17 protein-coding genes are annotated in these 15833 nt (G+C 73.0%); 7 read left to right on the top strand and 10 right to left on the bottom strand.

Going from position 1 to position 15833, the window contains the following annotated elements:
- Genes BLS99_RS14235 through BLS99_RS14225 form a run of 3 tightly spaced genes read right to left on the bottom strand, consistent with a single transcriptional unit; the run spans position 1 to position 2638 of the window.
- Positions 1–876: an amidohydrolase family protein gene (locus tag BLS99_RS14235; protein ID WP_091050725.1), complete on the bottom strand. Its 876-nt coding sequence runs from the start codon at positions 874–876 to the stop codon at positions 1–3.
- A complete protein-coding gene (locus tag BLS99_RS14230; protein WP_091050723.1) occupies positions 873–1790 on the bottom strand; it encodes an SDR family NAD(P)-dependent oxidoreductase in 918 nt (305 codons plus the stop codon). The genes BLS99_RS14235 and BLS99_RS14230 overlap by 4 nt, the downstream gene beginning before the upstream one ends.
- A complete protein-coding gene (locus tag BLS99_RS14225; protein ID WP_091050719.1) occupies positions 1790–2638 on the bottom strand; it encodes a PaaX family transcriptional regulator in 849 nt (282 codons plus the stop codon). Before BLS99_RS14225 ends, BLS99_RS14230 begins: the two co-directional genes overlap by 1 nt.
- A gap of 111 nt (positions 2639–2749) precedes the next feature.
- Between BLS99_RS14225 and BLS99_RS14220 the strand changes: the two genes are divergently transcribed.
- Positions 2750–4039, top strand: a complete 1290-nt coding sequence (locus BLS99_RS14220) for an MFS transporter (RefSeq protein ID WP_091050717.1) — start codon at positions 2750–2752, stop codon at positions 4037–4039.
- 85 nt (positions 4040–4124) lie between these two features.
- Complete coding sequence (locus BLS99_RS14215) at positions 4125–5408, top strand: extracellular catalytic domain type 1 short-chain-length polyhydroxyalkanoate depolymerase (RefSeq protein WP_218126500.1); 1284 nt, start codon at positions 4125–4127, stop codon at positions 5406–5408.
- A gap of 124 nt (positions 5409–5532) precedes the next feature.
- Here BLS99_RS14215 and BLS99_RS14210 read toward each other — a convergent pair whose 3' ends face one another.
- On the bottom strand, positions 5533–6030 hold the full coding sequence (locus BLS99_RS14210) for a hypothetical protein (RefSeq protein ID WP_143034805.1): 498 nt from the start codon (positions 6028–6030) through the stop codon (positions 5533–5535).
- Between the two features lie 245 nt (positions 6031–6275).
- On the opposite strand from BLS99_RS14210, the gene BLS99_RS14205 reads away from it, so the two are divergent.
- Both BLS99_RS14205 and BLS99_RS14200 read left to right on the top strand, forming a co-directional pair.
- Entirely contained in the window at positions 6276–7049 is a 774-nt protein-coding gene (locus BLS99_RS14205) for a GNAT family N-acetyltransferase (protein WP_143034804.1), read from the top strand.
- Positions 7050–7176: 127 nt separating this feature from the next.
- Positions 7177–7743, top strand: coding sequence for a GNAT family N-acetyltransferase (locus BLS99_RS14200; protein WP_091050707.1), 567 nt, complete (start codon positions 7177–7179; stop codon positions 7741–7743).
- Between the two features lie 48 nt (positions 7744–7791).
- On the opposite strand, the gene BLS99_RS14195 is transcribed toward BLS99_RS14200, so the two are convergent.
- Positions 7792–8451 carry a response regulator gene (locus BLS99_RS14195; RefSeq protein ID WP_091050705.1) on the bottom strand — a complete coding sequence of 220 codons (660 nt, stop codon included), beginning with the start codon at positions 8449–8451 and terminating at the stop codon, positions 7792–7794.
- On the bottom strand, positions 8448–9608 hold the full coding sequence (locus tag BLS99_RS14190; RefSeq protein WP_143034803.1) for a sensor histidine kinase: 1161 nt from the start codon (positions 9606–9608) through the stop codon (positions 8448–8450). Before BLS99_RS14190 ends, BLS99_RS14195 begins: the two co-directional genes overlap by 4 nt.
- 127 nt (positions 9609–9735) lie before the next feature.
- Here BLS99_RS14190 and BLS99_RS14185 point away from each other — a divergent pair, with 127 nt between their 5' ends.
- On the top strand, positions 9736–10854 hold the full coding sequence (locus tag BLS99_RS14185) for a hypothetical protein (protein WP_091050698.1): 1119 nt from the start codon (positions 9736–9738) through the stop codon (positions 10852–10854).
- Here BLS99_RS14185 and BLS99_RS14180 read toward each other — a convergent pair.
- A complete protein-coding gene (locus tag BLS99_RS14180; protein WP_091050695.1) occupies positions 10808–10999 on the bottom strand; it encodes a DUF1737 domain-containing protein in 192 nt (63 codons plus the stop codon). The two genes, BLS99_RS14185 and BLS99_RS14180, sit on opposite strands and share 47 nt — an antisense overlap.
- Positions 11000–11106: 107 nt before the next feature.
- On the opposite strand from BLS99_RS14180, the gene BLS99_RS14175 reads away from it, so the two are divergent.
- Together BLS99_RS14175 and BLS99_RS14170 are read left to right on the top strand one after the other, a co-directional pair.
- Positions 11107–13374 carry a hypothetical protein gene (locus BLS99_RS14175; RefSeq protein WP_091050692.1) on the top strand — a complete coding sequence of 756 codons (2268 nt, stop codon included), beginning with the start codon at positions 11107–11109 and terminating at the stop codon, positions 13372–13374.
- Between the two features lie 21 nt (positions 13375–13395).
- Positions 13396–14124 carry a GNAT family N-acetyltransferase gene (locus BLS99_RS14170; RefSeq protein ID WP_091050688.1) on the top strand — a complete coding sequence of 243 codons (729 nt, stop codon included), beginning with the start codon at positions 13396–13398 and terminating at the stop codon, positions 14122–14124.
- Between the two features lie 25 nt (positions 14125–14149).
- Here the strand turns inward: BLS99_RS14170 and BLS99_RS14165 are convergent, their stop codons facing one another.
- The 3 genes from BLS99_RS14165 to BLS99_RS14155 form a co-directional block, all read right to left on the bottom strand.
- A complete protein-coding gene (locus tag BLS99_RS14165; RefSeq protein ID WP_091050682.1) occupies positions 14150–14449 on the bottom strand; it encodes a hypothetical protein in 300 nt (99 codons plus the stop codon).
- 103 nt (positions 14450–14552) lie between these two features.
- On the bottom strand, positions 14553–15194 hold the full coding sequence (locus tag BLS99_RS14160; protein WP_143034802.1) for a hypothetical protein: 642 nt from the start codon (positions 15192–15194) through the stop codon (positions 14553–14555).
- 100 nt (positions 15195–15294) lie between these two features.
- A complete protein-coding gene (locus tag BLS99_RS14155; RefSeq protein WP_218126499.1) occupies positions 15295–15798 on the bottom strand; it encodes an Lrp/AsnC family transcriptional regulator in 504 nt (167 codons plus the stop codon).
- Positions 15799–15833 lie beyond the last annotated feature (35 nt).

Raw genomic sequence — 15833 nt, 5'->3', positions numbered from 1 at the left:
TCACCCCTCAGCGGGTCGGAGGCCGAGGAGGCGGGCGGCGTTCTCCTTGAGAATGAGCGGTCGCACCTCGTCCTTGAGGTCGAGTCCGGCGAAGTCGGCGAGCCACCGGTCGGGGGTGAGCAGCGGGTAGTCGGATCCGAAGAGCACCTTGTCCTTCAGGAGCGAGTCGGCGTAGCGCATGAGGATCGGCGGGAAGTACTTCGGCGACCAGCCCGACAGGTCGATGTGGACGGACGGCTTGTGGACGGCCACGGCCAGGGCCTCCTCCTGCCACGGGAAGGACGGGTGCGCCAGGACGATCGGCAGGTCGGGGAAGTCGGCGGCGACGGCGTCGACGAGCATCGGGTTCGAATGCCGCAGCCTGATCCCCCCGCCGCCGGGGACGCCCGCGCCGATGCCGGTCTGTCCGGTGTGGAACACGACCGGCAGCCCGAGCTCCTGGATCGCCTCGTACAGCGGGTAGGCCATGCGGTCGTCGGGGTCGAACGCCTGGAGGCTGGGGTGGAACTTGAAGCCGCGCACGCCGTGGTCGGCCGCGAGGCGCCGGGCGGCGGTGACGGCGGCGGCGCCGCGCCACGGGTCGACGCTGCCGAAGGGGATCAGGGTGTCGGCGTTGCGGCGGCACGCCTCGGCGACCTCCTCGCTCGCGACCGGCCGGTGCCCGGTGGCGTGCTCGGCGTCCACGGTGAAGACCACCGCGGCCATGCGCCGCTCGCGGTAGTGCGCGGCGATCTCGTCGACCGTGGGGTGGCGCTCGCGCGCGCCGAAGTGCGCCGCGGAGGCGTGCATGAGCGCTTCGGGCAGCGCCGTGCGGCCGTCGGCGCCGATCTCGGCGTGGACGTGCACGTCGATGGCCACGAGGTCGTCGATGTTCACGGCCGCTCCTCGGGGGCCTCGACGGCGGGGACGCCGACGGTCTCGCTCCGGGGGCCGAAGACCGCCGGCCACACCTCGGCGATGCCCTCGGCCGTCCAGCCGCCGCCTTCGACGGCCGCGACGGTCTCCTGCGGGTGCGACCACAGCGAGAGCCGGTCGCCGCCGAGCCCGATCGCCTGGCCCGAGACCGCGGCGGCCGCGTCGGACATGAGGAACACGGGGAGCTGCGCGACGTCCTCGGGGACGCCGAAGCCGGCCCCGGCCCGCAGCCAGCCCGGCAGCGGGCGTCCGTCCCGCTCCCACGCGTCCACATAGGGCGCGAACACCGGGATCGTGCGGGTCATCGCGGTGGCGGCCACGGGGATCACGGCGTTGACCGCGATGCGGTCTCGGGCGCACTCCATGGCCCAGGTGCGGACCATGCCCACGATCGCGGCCTTCGCGGCCGAGTAGTTGGTCTGCCCGACGTTGCCGCGCTGCCCTGCGGGGGAGCCGACGACGATGATCCGCCCGCCCTCCCCCTGCGCCCGCATCCGCTGCACCGCGGCGCGCACGCAGGTGAACGTGCCGCGCAGGTGGACGCCGACGACGGTGTCGAAGTCCTCATCGGACATCTTCCACAGGATGCGGTCGCGGAGCACGCCCGCGTTGGCGATGAGGCCGTCGAGGCGGCCGAACGCGTCGACGGCCCGGTCGGCGAGCATCTCGGCGGTCGCGGTGGGCCCGACCGCGCCGGGGGCCGCGACGGCCGCGCCGCCCGCCTCGACCGCCTCGGCCGCAACCGCTTCGGCTGCCGCTTCGTCGGCGTCGTTGACCACCACCGACGCGCCGGCCCGCGCGAGCGCGAGTGCGTACGCCCGGCCCAGCCCCCGGCCCGCGCCGGTGACGATGACGCTCCTGCCGCTCAGGTCCATCAGTGGCCTCCTTCGTCGTCGGTCTCGGGGACGGTGTCGAGGACCGCGAACGCGATCGCGCGCGCGTGCGGTTCGAGCTCGGCGTGCAGGGTGCGGAACCGCCGCTGGGCGGCCTGGGCGGGCCACCCGGCGGGCAGGTGCCGCGCGGGCAGGCGCGGGTCGGCGCGCAGGACCTGGAGCCAGTCGGCGGTGAGCTGGAGCTGGAGCGCCAGGGCGTCGGCGGTGCCCGCGCCGGGCGGTTCGGCGGACCAGCGGTCGAGGAACCGGTGGTAGTTCTTGGCGAGCCCGTCGAGGTCCCAGGCGCCGTCGACCAGGTCGTCGACGTCGGTCGGGGCCACCGCGCGGGCCTCGAACACCTTCACGTGCCGGGCGGCCTCGATGCCGTCGAGCACGGTGTCGATGTCCACTGGGGACGGTGCGATCCACAGCCCGCCCTGGAGGGACCCGAACCCGGCCCACAGCAGGCGCGAGCGCAGCAGGTGCCGCTGCCGCCGCTGCGACTCGGGGACGGTGAAGCCGAGGAGGGTCCAGGTGCCGTCCCAGCGCTCGTTGACCACGCCGTCGCGCCAGATGCGGATCTCGCCGTCGTCGAGGATGCCGCGGGCGCGGGCGGTGAGGCCCAGGTAGACCTTGCGGCCGCGCCGGTGCCGCTCCAGCAGGCCGTGGTCGCCCATCCGGGACAGGGCCGAGCGCGCGGCGGTCTCGGCGACGCCGGCGCGGGCGAGCACGTCCAGGACGCTGCGGGTCGACACGCGCACACCGCGCCCGAGCACGTGGCCGCCGAAGAAGGGGAGCAGGAGCGCCTGGGGGCGGGTCCCGCCGCCGCCGCTCGAGTCGTCACTCAACATGAATTCATATTAGTCAATATATTGACTATCGTCATGTATCTGCATACGTTTATTTGGGAGCGGGCCGGTCCACCTGCCGCCCCGCCACCGCTACCCCACCGGAGGCGTCCCATGTCTCGGACCGGAACCGCGCCGGGCACCCCGCTCCGCCGCGCAGTCTTCTCCAGCTATCTCGGCAGCCTGATCGAGTTCTACGACTTCCTGCTCTACGCCACCGCCGCCGCCCTCGTGTTCAACCAGGTCTTCTTCTCCGACATGGACCCCCTCGTCGGCACCGTCGCCAGCTTCGGCACCCTCTTCGCCGGATACCTCGCCCGCCCGCTCGGCGGCGCCCTCTTCGGCCACTACGGCGACCGGCTGGGCCGCAAGCGGACGCTCGTCACCACGATGACCACCATGGGCGTCGCCAGCACCCTCATCGGCGCCCTGCCCACCTACGACCAGATCGGCGCCGCCGCCCCGATCCTCCTGGTCCTCCTCCGCATCGTCCAGGGCATCGCCCTCGGCGGCGAATGGGGCGGCGCCGTCCTGCTCTCCGCCGAGCACGCCACCTCCCGGCGCGGCCTGTGGGCCTCCTTCACCAACGCCGGCGCGCCCAGCGGCATGGTCGTCTCCACCGGCGTCCTCGCCCTCGTCGCCGCCGGCACCACCGAGGCCCAGTTCGCCGCCTGGGGCTGGCGCCTCCCGTTCCTGTTCAGCGTCGCCCTCCTCGCCCTCGGCCTGTTCGTGCGCCTCAAGGTGCCCGAGAGCCCCGTGTTCGACGACGCCGCCGAAGCGCCCCCGCGCTGGCCCCTCGTCGAGGTAGTCAAGCGCCACCCGCGAAACCTCCTGCTGGCCATCGGGATCGGCTTCGGCGCCTTCGTCGCCCAGTCCACGCTCACCGTCTTCGTCGTCTCCTACGCCGTGCAGTCCGGATTCGAGCGCGGCGCCGTCCTCAACGCCCTCGTCATCTCCTCGGTCCTGGCGGTCGCCGGCATCCTCGGCTACTCCGCCCTCTCCGACCGCGTCGGCAGACGCCCGGTAGTGGCCGCCGGCGCGATCGGCATGATCGCGGTCGCCTTCGCCCTCTTCCCCCTGATCGACACCGGCTCATGGGGACTGCTCCTCCTCGCCGTCGTCCTCGGCCAGGCCCTCGTGCACCCGCTCATGTACGGGCCCCTCGCCGCCCTCTACAGCGAACTCTTCGCCACCCGCACCCGCTACACCGGCGCCTCGCTCGGCTACCAGATCTCCTCCACCGGCGCCGGCGCCGCGCCCCTGGCGTTCGCCGCCCTCCTCGCCGCGGGCGCCGACCCCTGGGTGCTCTCCGCGATCATCGCCGCGTGCTGCCTGATCACCGTCGCGTGCATCCGCGCCGTCGGCGAGACGCACCGCCGCGACCTCACCGGGACCGACCGGTGACCCCGCCTCGAACCCGCGCCGCACCAGCGAACGACCCGGCCGAGGCCAGCGGCGGCCTCGGCCCGAGAGAAGGAAGGCATCCACCGTGAAACGAACGAGAACCGCACTCGCCGCAGTCCTCAGCGGACTGCTGCTCGTCACCGCCTGGGCCGCGCTCGCGCCCCCGGCGGCGGCCGCCTCGCTCCAGGAGGTCACCGGTTTCGGCGACAACCCGGGCGGGCTCCGCATGCACCTGTACGTCCCCGACACCCGGCCCGCCGAACCGGCGATCCTCGTCGCCATGCACGGCTGCGGCGGCTCGGGCACCGGGTTCTACTCGGGCTCGGAGTTCGCCGCGCTGGCCGACCAGTACGGCTTCATCGTCGTCTACCCCACCGCCACCAAGCAGACCGCGATGGGCAACTGCTTCGACGTGTGGTCGGCGGCGTCCAAGACCAGGGGCGGCGGCAGTGACCCGGCATCCGTCGTCTCCATGGTCGAGTACGTCGAGCGCCAGTACGGCGGCGACCCCGACCGGGTCTTCGTCACCGGCAGCTCGTCCGGCGGCATGGAGACCAACGCCCTCCTCGCGCTCTACCCTGACGTGTTCGCCGCCGGCTCGGTGTTCATGGGCGTGCCGTTCACCTGCTTCGCCAACGAGGCCGACTTCCCGCCGCAGACCAGCCGGTGCGTCAACGGCGCCATGGACCGCACCCCGCAGTCCTGGGGCGACTCGGTGCGCGCGGCCTACCCCGGCTACAGCGGACCGCGGCCGCGCGTGCAGCTCTGGCACGGCAGCCAGGACACCCTGGTCCCGTACCAGCTCCTCCAGGAGGAGGTCGAGCAGTGGACCAACGTGTTCGGGCTGAGCCAGAACCCGACGACCACCGACCGGCCCCAGTCGAACTGGGAGCGCAAGCGCTTCGCCGACGCCTCCGGGACGGTCCGCGTCGAGGCGGTCACCGCCTTCGGCGCCGGGCACAGCCTGCCCCAGGGCGGCATGGCGCGGCTGGCCGTCGAGTTCTTCGGCCTGCACCAGAGCGACCCGGGCGGCGGCACGACCCCGCCCGAGACCACCCCGCCGCCGACCGGCGGCTGCACCGCGACCGTGCGCACCGTCGGGAACTGGGGATCGGGCTGGCAGGGCGACGTCGACGTCACCGCCGGAGCCCGCGCCCTCACCGGGTGGACGCTCACCTGGACCTGGCCCGGCGGCCAGTCCCTCGCCAGTAGCTGGAACGCCCAGGTCACCGCCTCGGGCTCCACCGTCACCGCCCGCGACGTCGGCTGGAACGGCGCCATCGCGGCGGGCCAGACCCGCACCGCCGCGTGGGGCTTCGTCGGATCGGGCCCCGCCGCGACCCCGACCGTCACCTGCACACCCGCATAACCCGCCCGAACGGGAACCCTTCCGCCGCAGCACCACCGGAAGGGTTCCCGCCCAGCGCGATCGAGGACGTCCGCGCCGCGGCCGACCTGGTTCGGGCGGTCATCGCCGACGCCCAGCTGTCAGGTCACCACCATGCGGTCTGGTACTGCGGGGTGCACGGGGTGTCGGTGTTGGTGGTGATGAGGATGCAGGCTTTGAAGGCCCGGTTGGATGAGGTCGAGGTCGGATACATGTAGGACGTTCCGGTGTAGAAGCCGTCGTGTTCGCAGGCGAGGTCTTCGACGCGGTCGCCGTTGAGGTCGATCTTCATCACGATGCCCCAGACGGGGTTGCCGTCGATGACGCGGGCCCATCCGTAGCGGACACCGTTGAGGTAGCCGGAACGCACTTGGATCGTGCCCCGGTACGAGGCGATGGACCGGACGGTCTGCCGTCCGGTCACGTTCGGGTTGGACTCCGGGCCGCCGGACACCGACTGGCAGCTCTGCTGGGCGCCGATACCGCTCGGAGTATCGAGGGGCGAGGACGCCGGGCTTGCAGCGACCGACTGCGTGAAGACGAGCGTGATGGTCGTGGCGAGCGCCAGGCCGATCGCTGCCAGCCTGCTCCTGATTCGTTGCATGCTGCAACTCCGTTCCCTTGCAATGACCTGCGCTGACCGATTTATCGCAACCCCAAGCGCGGTCGGATCTCATTCCAGAGGAACACCGGTACGTCCGTCGAGCCAGGAGCGGTTGGAATCGCTTGGAAACGGAGGCCCCGCCGTCGCGCAGTCGGCGCGAAGCACTGTTCATCGCACGAAGAAGACGATGATGGTCGGCGACCGGCGCATCCCTTTGATCAGGAGGGTCAGATACGTTGGAGCGCATGATCTCCCGACAGGCGGCATCGGCCGACCGCTCGCGCTTTGAGCGCGTTGCGACTGCGTTTTGGATGCTCGGTGCGGAGAGCACCGTGCACGCGGGTTTCGAGGTCGTCCGGCACGCGGCGGCGCCGGATCATCCGCTCGGGACCTTCGTCCACCGGGTGCGCGATGCTGCGGCGATGGCCGTGATCGCGGCGGGCGAGGACGCTGTGGTGCCTGGACGGCTGCTCGTGGACGCGGACACCCCGGGTGAGGTCGAGGCCGTAGCGGCCCTGCACGACTGGACCGTGGAGCATCTGCTGCTCCTGGAACTGCCGAAGAGCACCGTGGTGCCCGAACCGGAGGGGCTTGAGGTGCGCGTCGCGGAGGGCGACGATGACTGGCGGGAGATCGAGCGGCTGTTCCGCATCGACCACCTCGAAGAGGACTCCCGCCACGGCACGGCCCCCCGGCCTGAGGCGCAGACGCGCGCGGCGGTCGACCTGCGCCGATCGTTGGGGCCGCAGGTGCAGTACCTCCTCGCCGAGCGCGGCGGCGCGGTCATCGGGTCGATCGCGGCATGGCCGGGCATCGAGGGCATCGGCGTCATCGAGGACGTGTTCGTGCACCCCGGGCAGCGGGGCGCGGGCATCGCGACGCAGATGCTGCGCCATGCCGTGCAACGGGCCCGCGCCGGCGGTGCCCGATCGATCCTCATCGGCGCCGAGGTCGAGGACACGCCGAAGCACCTCTCTCTACCACGCCTTCGGTTTCCGACCGGTCTGGCTGCAGCGTAGTTATATGCGACCCGTATCGTCCACAAGGGATGAGTAGCGATGCTGCGACCTCGCCCTCGAAGGGCTCTACGTCAGCATCGGGTGAGACCGTGCGGATCGGGTTCACGGTCGCGGTAGGTTGTCTGCCATGCCTGAACTCGCAACCGCCGCTTGGCCGCCTGACCCGATCAAGACCGCGCGGCTCGTGCTCCGCGAGCCCGTGGTGGGGGACCGGGCGGGGATCGTCGACCTGTTCACCTCGCCGGAGGTGGGCACGTACATCGGCGGGCCTCGACCGCGCGAGGAGTTCGAGCGTGCGATGCCCGAGACTCCGAGAAAGCGTCCCGGTCTGTTCGTGGTCGATCTCGACGGTTCCATGATCGGGATCGTCACGCTCGACCGCCGCGACCCCGAGCATCCGGTCCATGTCCGGCCGGGGGCCGAGGAGGTCGAGCTCGGCTACATGTTCCTGCCGCAGTCGTGGGGGCACGGGTACGCGGCTGAGGCGTGCGCGGCCGCCCTCGAGTGGTGCGCGCGGGCACTGCCCGGCGAGCCGGTCGTGCTGACGACGCAGACCGCGAACGGGTCCTCGATGCGCCTGGCGGCGAAGCTCGGGTTCGCCGAGGTCAAGCGGTTCGAGGAATGGGACGCCGAACAGTGGTTCGGTGTCTGGACCCCTTCGGACGCCGACCAGGACGCCTTGAAGGCCCCCTGAACGAGCCCAGGGCGTGAACTCGGCTGGGGTGCAGTCGATTTCGGTTGGCTACTCGCGCGCCGGAGACGGTGCGAGCCCGGCCGACCAGGCCCATGCGGCGACGCCGACGCGGTTGGGCACCCCGATCTTGCCGCGGATGTTCGCGAGGTGGTTCTTCACCGTTCCGGCGCTGATGAACAGCTCGGCCCCGATCTCGGCGTTCGTGAGCCCGTGCGCCACCAGCCGCGCGACCTCCCGCTCGCGATCCGACAGGGCCGCGCCCCCGCCCGCGGCAGGCTCGGCCTGGATCATCCGCCGCAGCAGGCGCACCGTGATCTGCGGGCTGATGAGCGTGTCGCCGGACATCGCGGCCCTGACCGCCTCGATCAGCAGCGTCGGCCCCGACCGCTTGAGCAGGTAGCCGCAGGCGCCGTCACGCAGCGCGGTGTACACGTACTCGTCGAGGTCGAACGTGGTCACCACGACCACCCGCACCGGATCGGCCGCCTCGGGCCCGGCCAGCGCCCGGGTCAGTTCCAGGCCGTCGAGGACGGGCATGCGGATGTCGGCCAGGACGACGTCGGGCCGCAGGTGGCGGGCCTGGTCGAGCGCGCTGCGCCCGTCGGCCGCCTCGGCGACGACGGTCATGTCCGGCTGGGCGTCCAGGACCATGCGGAACGCGTCCCGGATGCCCTCCTGGTCGTCCGCGATGAGGATCCGCGTCGTCATGCGCCCGCTCCCTGGTCCGGTATCGGCAGTCGGACCGCGACCTGCCAGCCGCGGGGTTCGCGCGGGCCGGCGGCGACCGTGCCGCCGAGGCGTTCGACGCGCTCGGCCATGCCCGGCAGGCCCAGGCCCGCCGACGCCCTGACGGGTCTCGCCGGGGCGCGGCCGTCGTCGGCCACGGTCACGCGGAGCCACCCTTCGTCCTCGACCAGTTCGATGGACACCGTCTCGGCCGAGGGCGCGTGGCGGCGCACGTTGGTGAGCGCCTCCACCACGGCCCGGTAGGCGACGGCGCCGTTCTCCCGCCCGGCCTCGCGCGCCAGCCGCCGGTCGACCGCGACCGCGGCACTCCCGGAGGCGGCGAAGCGCCGCGCGAGCGCCTCGATGTCGTCCAGTCCGCAGACGGGCCGGCGCGAGGCGTCCTCGTCGTCGCGGAGCATGTTCACGGTGCGGTCCATCGATTCCAGGGCCCGGACCCCGGCCGCCTCGACCTGCTCCAGCAGCCGCGCCAGCCGCGGGTCGTCCCCGGCGAGGACCATCCGGCCGGCCTGGACGCGCGCCACGATCTCGCTGACGTCGTGGGCGACGAAGTCGTGGAGCTCCCCGGCCAGGCGCAGCCGCTGCTCCTGCCGGGCCCGCTGCACGGTGCGCTCGCGCTCGGCCACCGTCCAGCGCAAGTACCAGGCCGCCGTCCCGACCGCCAGCGCCGGTACCGTCCACAGTGCACTCGCCGCCACCAGTGAGAGGAACGGCTCGCCGGTGAGCATGCGCTGCACGATCAGCGCCGTCGCCGCGCCCGCCGCACCGGCCGAGGCCACGGCCGCGCGCGGCGGCGCCCACCGCACCGCCATGAACACCAGGGCCACGAGCATCGCCGGCTCCAGCAGGATCCACAGGCCCGTGACCGCATCGGGTTCGGACCCGTCGCCGGGCGCCCGGGCCACCATCCACGCCGTCACCGCGATCGACGCCGCCCCGCCTGCCACGGCCGCAACCGGGCCGAGGCGCGCACTGCGCGGCCCGGCCGCGAGCGCCACCGCCACCGCCAGGCCCGCCGCGAGCGGACCGGCCATGAGCACGGCCGGATCGGCGGGCAGCGCCATCGCCCCTGCGAGGAGGGTGAGCGCCACCGCCGCCGCCAAGATCCGTCGTCCGTTCACCTCCCGAGCTTAAACGGGCGCCCTCGCGGACGCGATGTGCCGAAAGGACCAGCCGCGCCCCGTGCGGCCCCGAGGTCGCGCCGTTCGGCATATCGCCGCCGCGGCCCGCCCGTCCGAGACTGGAGGCATGAGAAGCACTTGGTATCGATGGATCGGCTACGCAACGGCCGCATGGACCTTCGCCTACGGCCTGCTGGGTCTGTATTGGACGTTCGGCGGCAGGGGGTTCCCCTTCGGCGTCGGCGACGCCGAACTCACGGCCGAGGAGGAGCCGCCCCTGAAGTTCAACCTCCTCGGCGAGGCCACCCCCGAGGTCGCCGGGCCGGTCATCGCCGCCCTCGGCCTGGTCGGCGCGGTCGTCGCCGTCCTCATGGCGCGCGGATACGCGAAGGGCCCGCTCCGGTGGCTCCTGCCGGCCTTCGCGTGGACGGTCGCGGTCGCGCTCGCGGTCGGCATCCAGGACTACCGCACCCTGATCGTGGTCGCCTACAGCCCGATCATGCTCATCGTGGTGCCCTTCACCGGCCTCGCCGGCGAGTTCCAGTGGAGCGACCTGTTCACCGTGCCCCGCCTGAACCTCCTGGTGTGCCTCCTCGCGGGCGTCGCCTGGGCGCTCACAGCGGTCGCCCACCGCCGCAGGGTTTCCGGCGGCTGCGAGGCGTGCGGGCGCACCGGCGAGGACTCGTCCTGGATCGACCGCGCGGGCAGGACCGCCACGTGGATCGCGTTCTTCGCGCCGCTGCTGTACTGCGCCACCCGCTGGGCGTGGGCGCTCGGCTTCAGCCTGGGCATCGACCCCGAGTTCTACCGGGAGGGGCAGGAGATCGGCCTGTGGATCGCGGGCGCGCTGCTCGCGACGCTCGGCGCGCTCGGGGCCGTGCTCACCCTCGGGCTGATCCAGCGCTGGGGCGAGGTCTTCCCGCGCTGGATGATCGGCCTGCGCGGGAAGCGGGTGCCGCCGATGCTCGCAGTCGTCCCGGCGGTGCTGGTCTCGGTCCTCATCACGTCCGCGGCCTGGATGTACGTGCGGGTCGTGGCGATCGACGGGGTCACCCTCAGCACCTGGCCGCTGACCCTCCCCGAGGTGTTCTGGGTCGTGTGGGGCGCGGCGCTCTTCGTCGCCGCCATCGCCTACCACCGGCGGCGCCGAGGCGCCTGCGACGTCTGCGGCGCGGGCGGCGCCGAGGCCGGGCCGCCGCTCACTCCGCGGGCGACCGCGGCCAGCGCACGGCCTGGGCGACGATGACGTTCTCGCCGTTGTAGGCGACCGCGGGGCCCTCGTGCAGCTCGTAGCCGAGCGCGAGGGCCTCGCTCACGCGGCGGCAGAACCGCTCGTCGTCGGGGCCGGTCAGGACTCGGTAGACGGGCAGTCCGTCGGGTGGCGCGCTCATGCCGGCAAGGATCGCAGACCTCCCGGGGGCGCGTTCGGCCGATCCGGCGGCCGATTCCGCCCGGATCGGGGAGCCTCCCCGGCGTGCGTCCCCGCTAACCTGGAGTGATGGCTGACCCCTCGGCTCCCGTTCCTCCCCTTGGCGATCCGCTCAGTCCTGAGGCGACCGCGGCGATCGCGGCGTTCGCCGCCGAGGACCCCATCCCGCTCTCCGACCTCCTCAAGTCGCTCAAGGTGGACGTCGAACGGCTCTGGCGGCTGCCGCGATGGAACGACGAGTCCGGAGGCGGTGAACCCGGAGTCGCCGACCCCGGGGACCAACCGCCGCAGTCCGACCGGGACGAGCGCGACACGGTGCTCGGCGACGCCCTGCTGGCCCTGCGGGAGGAGCCGGCCGGCGGCGCCCTGCTCGCACTGCACGTATGGAACCTGTGCGCCGAGGAGTGGGAGCACACCTACCGGTTCGACCGGATGCTCGGCACCCTCCGCGCCTTCGCGGACCTCTGGGACCGCGACCGCCGCGACGCGGGCGACCCCGACACGCGGGCGGCCGGCGACGCCGGCGCCGCCCTCGCGCTCCTGCAGATCCTCGAGATCGACGCCGAGTCGGCGATGTGCCGCGGCGACCTGCCCCGCCAGGCGGCCGCGGCCGCCGACACCCTTCGGGCCGGCGAGGAGCTGCTGTCGGCGAGCGCCGCGATGAGCGGGCGCTTCGCGCCCCTGCGCGCGTACTTCCAGGCGCTGGCGCAGGCGCGCATCGCCTACTACCGGGCGCTGTGCGGCGCCGTCGGGTCGGCCGCCGAAGCGCTCCGCGGGCGCCTCGACCCGCTCGCCGACGGAATCCGCGCCCTCGCGCGGGCCGAGCGAAGCGATGAGCTGTCTCCCATCGAGCGCAGTGAACTGCGCGCGCACCGGTTCAGCCTGGAGCGGATCGCGGCCGCCGCCGACGAGGAGTGGCTGACCGTCGACCGGGCCGAGGTCACGTTCGTGATCCCGTTCGGCCTCAACGGCCGCCCTCCGATGGAGGTGGTCGAAGCCCTGCGCGGCATGGACGGGCCCCCGGTGATCGCGGGCGTCCAGGGGCGTGCGATCCGCCAGTCGTTCCAACTCGACGACGTCTGGGCCGGCGCCGACTACCTCGAGCGCCGCTTCGAAGGCGCCGCCGTCGAACTGCCCCCGGTCCGCCTGCGCCACCTCGACGGCGCCCCCATCGCCGAGTTCACCGCCGAACTCCGGCTCTCCCAGCTCGGCAACCACTACCTCCGCCTCGACTCCGAGGTCCGCGACGCCGACCCGCACGAGATGCAGATGGCCCTCTTCCGGGCCGAGCACGGGCACGGCCGCATCGCCGTCGAGTGCGGCGGGCGCACCTGGGACCGCCTCGCCGACTTCGCCGCCGACTTCCAGGCCGGTGTGGCCCGACGGCTCTCGGGGCAGGGCGAGGTGACCGCCCGGCCGGGCCGCTACCAGGTGCTCGTCGCGCTCCACGAGCTCAGCGCCGGCACCGGCCCCGGCGCACCCGCCCGCGAGCGGCGGCCGGTGACCTCCGGCGGGGACCTGCTGGGCCTGTTCGGCGCCCAGGCGCTGCTGCACCCGGTGGCGAACGGGATCGGCTCGGTCTGCGACTGGAGCCGGTACGCCGTCGACGCGTCGCAGCTGCTGCACGACGTGCGCAAGCGCGGCGACCTGGTGGCCGCCACCGAGAACACCACCGTGATCGCGCTGTTCGGCAGCCCCAGCTTCATGATCGGCACCTACCGCACTCTCGCCGAGTTCGTCGGCTCCCTCGACGGCCTGTTCAGCGCCTGGCACGACCGGCTCGCCTCCCACCACCCGCGCGTCACGCACCTCGTCGGCGAGACCACCGACGAGCGGAGCGTCGAGGCGCTGGGAGCGTACAGCGAACGCCTGCACGTCGAGCAGCTCCTGCTCCACGACTTCGCCACCGAGACCCGGTCGGTGCTCTCGCTGATCCACTCGCCCAACCTGGTCACCTCGCCCACCGACGCCGCCGCGCTCTCGGTCCTGCTGCGCGCCGCCGAGGTCGAGCAGCTCGAACTCGACTTCGCGACCAAGCTCCGGGAACTGCTCAGCGACCGCATCGAGGTGCGCATCGACGCGATGGCGACCAAGCTCCAGCAGCGGTTCGAGGCCGACCGTGTCCGCCAGGAGCGGTTCAACCGCGGCGTCGTCGACGCCCTGCTCGCCGCCATCGCGGTGTTCGGCGCCGCGGGAGTCGTGCAGATCCTCCAGGCCGCGGGCCTGACGCAGCCCGCGTTCGCCGCATGGGCCGTCGCCGCGATCCTGGTGATGGCCGCCGTGTGCAGCGTCGCGGTGTTCCGCTGGTCCCGGTCGGCCGCCACTCCGGACGAGTGAACCCGGTGCGACAATGCCGTCGTGAACGCCTTGAACGTCGTGGTGCTCGGCCACGGGGACCGCCGCCTCGACACGGTCTACTCCGGACTGCTGGCGCCCTCGTTCCCGCCCGACCAGCTCGACACCCTGGCGGACCTGCGCGAGGGCATGGAGTCGGGCCGGGCCCACGTCCTCGCCGCCGTCGACGCCGACGGCCGGCCGCTGGGCACCGCGATCGCCGAGTGGTACGAGGAGGCGGGGGTCGTCCTGCTCGCGTACCTGGCGGTGGACGCCTCGCGCCGTTCGCAGGGGATCGGCGGCCGGCTGCTCGAAGCCGCACTCGAGGACTGGACCGACAGGTTCCGCCCGGTGATGGTCGTCGCCGAGATCGAGCGGCCCACCAGCACCGTCCGGCGCCCCGAATGGGGCGACCCCGGGCGCCGGTACGCGTTCTACGGCCGGCACGGCGCCCGCGCGCTCGACCTCCCCTACTTCCAGCCCGCGCTGCGCCCGGACAGCGAACGGGAGCACGGGATGCTGCTGATCGCCCTCGCGATCGACCCGTCGGTGCGGGAGCCGGGGGGAGTGGCGGCCGCACCGGTCCGGCGCTTCCTCGAAGCGTATTTCACCGCCACCGAGGGCGCGGTTCCCCGCGACGAGGAGGGCGCCGCGCTCCTCCGGGCGGCCGCACGGACGCGGACCGTCGCCGCCCACGCGCTTCCCCGCTCACTCGGCGCCGTCCCGCCCGCGGCCGCAGAGCCGGACCGCTGACCGAGGGGAGGCGCCGACCGAGGCATCAGCCTCGGGCGTCGACCAGGACCACCTTGTGCTCGACGACGCGGTCGTAGTCGATGAGCACGGCCCGCGCCTCGGGCTCGACCACGGCCGCGGTGCAGTCCTCCCCGGCGAAGGCGCGGATCGCATCGAGCGAGGCCCACAGCGTCAGGGTCTCCAGGCTCTCCGTGCCCGCCACGAGGTAGCCGCCCTCGAAACCGGGGCGTGCGCGCAGCAGCGGCAGCAGCACGTCCTCGAAGTACGTCCGGTACGCGGCGGTCCCGTCCGGGGTCGCCCTGGCGGTCCAGGTGCGCATGATCATCGGTTCGTCGCCTCCTTCACTCGGAGAGGCCGATGCTATTGCCGGAGGGAGTAGGAGCGCATCAGTCGACCGACGGGGACCCTTACCGGTGCCGCCGAAGCAGTCAGTCCGGAGTGGACGAACTGGCGGCGCCGTCCGGGGCCGGAGGTCCGGTGAGGGTGCCGAGGGCGATGTGGTCGGCGACGAGGAGCTGCTGCCACTCCGCAAAGGAGAGGTGGACCTCCTTGGCGATCGCCTCGCGCTCGGCGCCGGAGGACGCCGCCGCGAGGCGGTCGCGCACGAGGCGGACCTTCACCGCTTCGAGGACGAACGCCTGCTCCTTGAGGCGGTCCAGGCGCCGTTCGAGCTCCCAGTACACGTCGGCGTCCGGGGTGGTGGAGGGCCTGTCGCGGGCGAGGACCCGGGCCCGTTCGGCGGCGGCGAAGATCTGGGCGATGCGCTCGATGGCGGCGACGGTCTCGGTGTTGTCCGCCTCCCACCCGGTCCACAACGTGCCCTGGAGGTTCTCGGTGTACGGCGCCCACGAGGGCAGGTCGCGGCCGGGGCACGTCTCAAAGATGCCCTCGACCGTGCCGTCGAGCAGTTCACTGGGGCCGATCAGGATCACCGTGTGGGTGCCCGCGTCGTAGCGTGCCCGGGAGCCGGAGAACAGGGCCGCGAGCGCCGGTTCGTCGGTGGCCGCGGGGAACTCCGCCGCCGCGGCCGCCAGGGCCGCCTCCATGCTCGGATGCGTTGTCGAAGCCATGACCCGGACCATAGTGACGCGCACCGGCGCCGTCAACCGCAGTACGCGGACGCCCGACCGCGCGCGTCGGGCCGCGCCGCCGCCGATCTCGCCGCCGACGTCACCTGCCCGACCAGCCGTCCGAATCGCTCACGTCCCGGTCCGGGGGCGCCGGGGCGACCGTCGGGTCCTCGTACGGCGTCGACAGCACGATGTGGGTCCGCATGTCCCCGTGCTGGCCCAGCTTCTCGACGAACCCCTCGAAGTGCGCCAGCGACGTGGCGCGGACCTTCAGCATCGAGCAGTGCTCGCCGCTAAGCTTGTGCACCTCGGTGACCTCGGGGTACTCCTCGGCGGCGGAGGTCTTGAGCAGGCACCTGCCGAACTTGCAGCGCAACTGGATGAACGCCAGGATCGGCTGGCCCGCCTTGGCCGGGTCGACCCGCGCGGCGTACCCCGCGATGGCCCCCGACTCCTCGAGCCGGCGCACCCGCTCGCCCACCGCCGGCGCCGACAGGTGCACGCGCCGGCTCAGCTCCTTGTACGAGAGCCGGGCATCGGACTGGAGCTCCGCCAGGATCAGCCAGTCCACATCGTCGAGTTCGGGCGTCCGGAAAGCGTGCACCGCGATCTCCTTTCGTTCGCAAAGCCGCAGGGCCG

This window comes from Glycomyces sambucus (assembly GCF_900102815.1).
GTDB classification, from domain to species: Bacteria; Actinomycetota; Actinomycetes; order Mycobacteriales; family Micromonosporaceae; genus Glycomyces; species Glycomyces sambucus.
The sequence above is the reverse complement of the archived record's forward strand: the minus strand, read 5'-3'. Positions and strand labels throughout refer to the sequence as shown.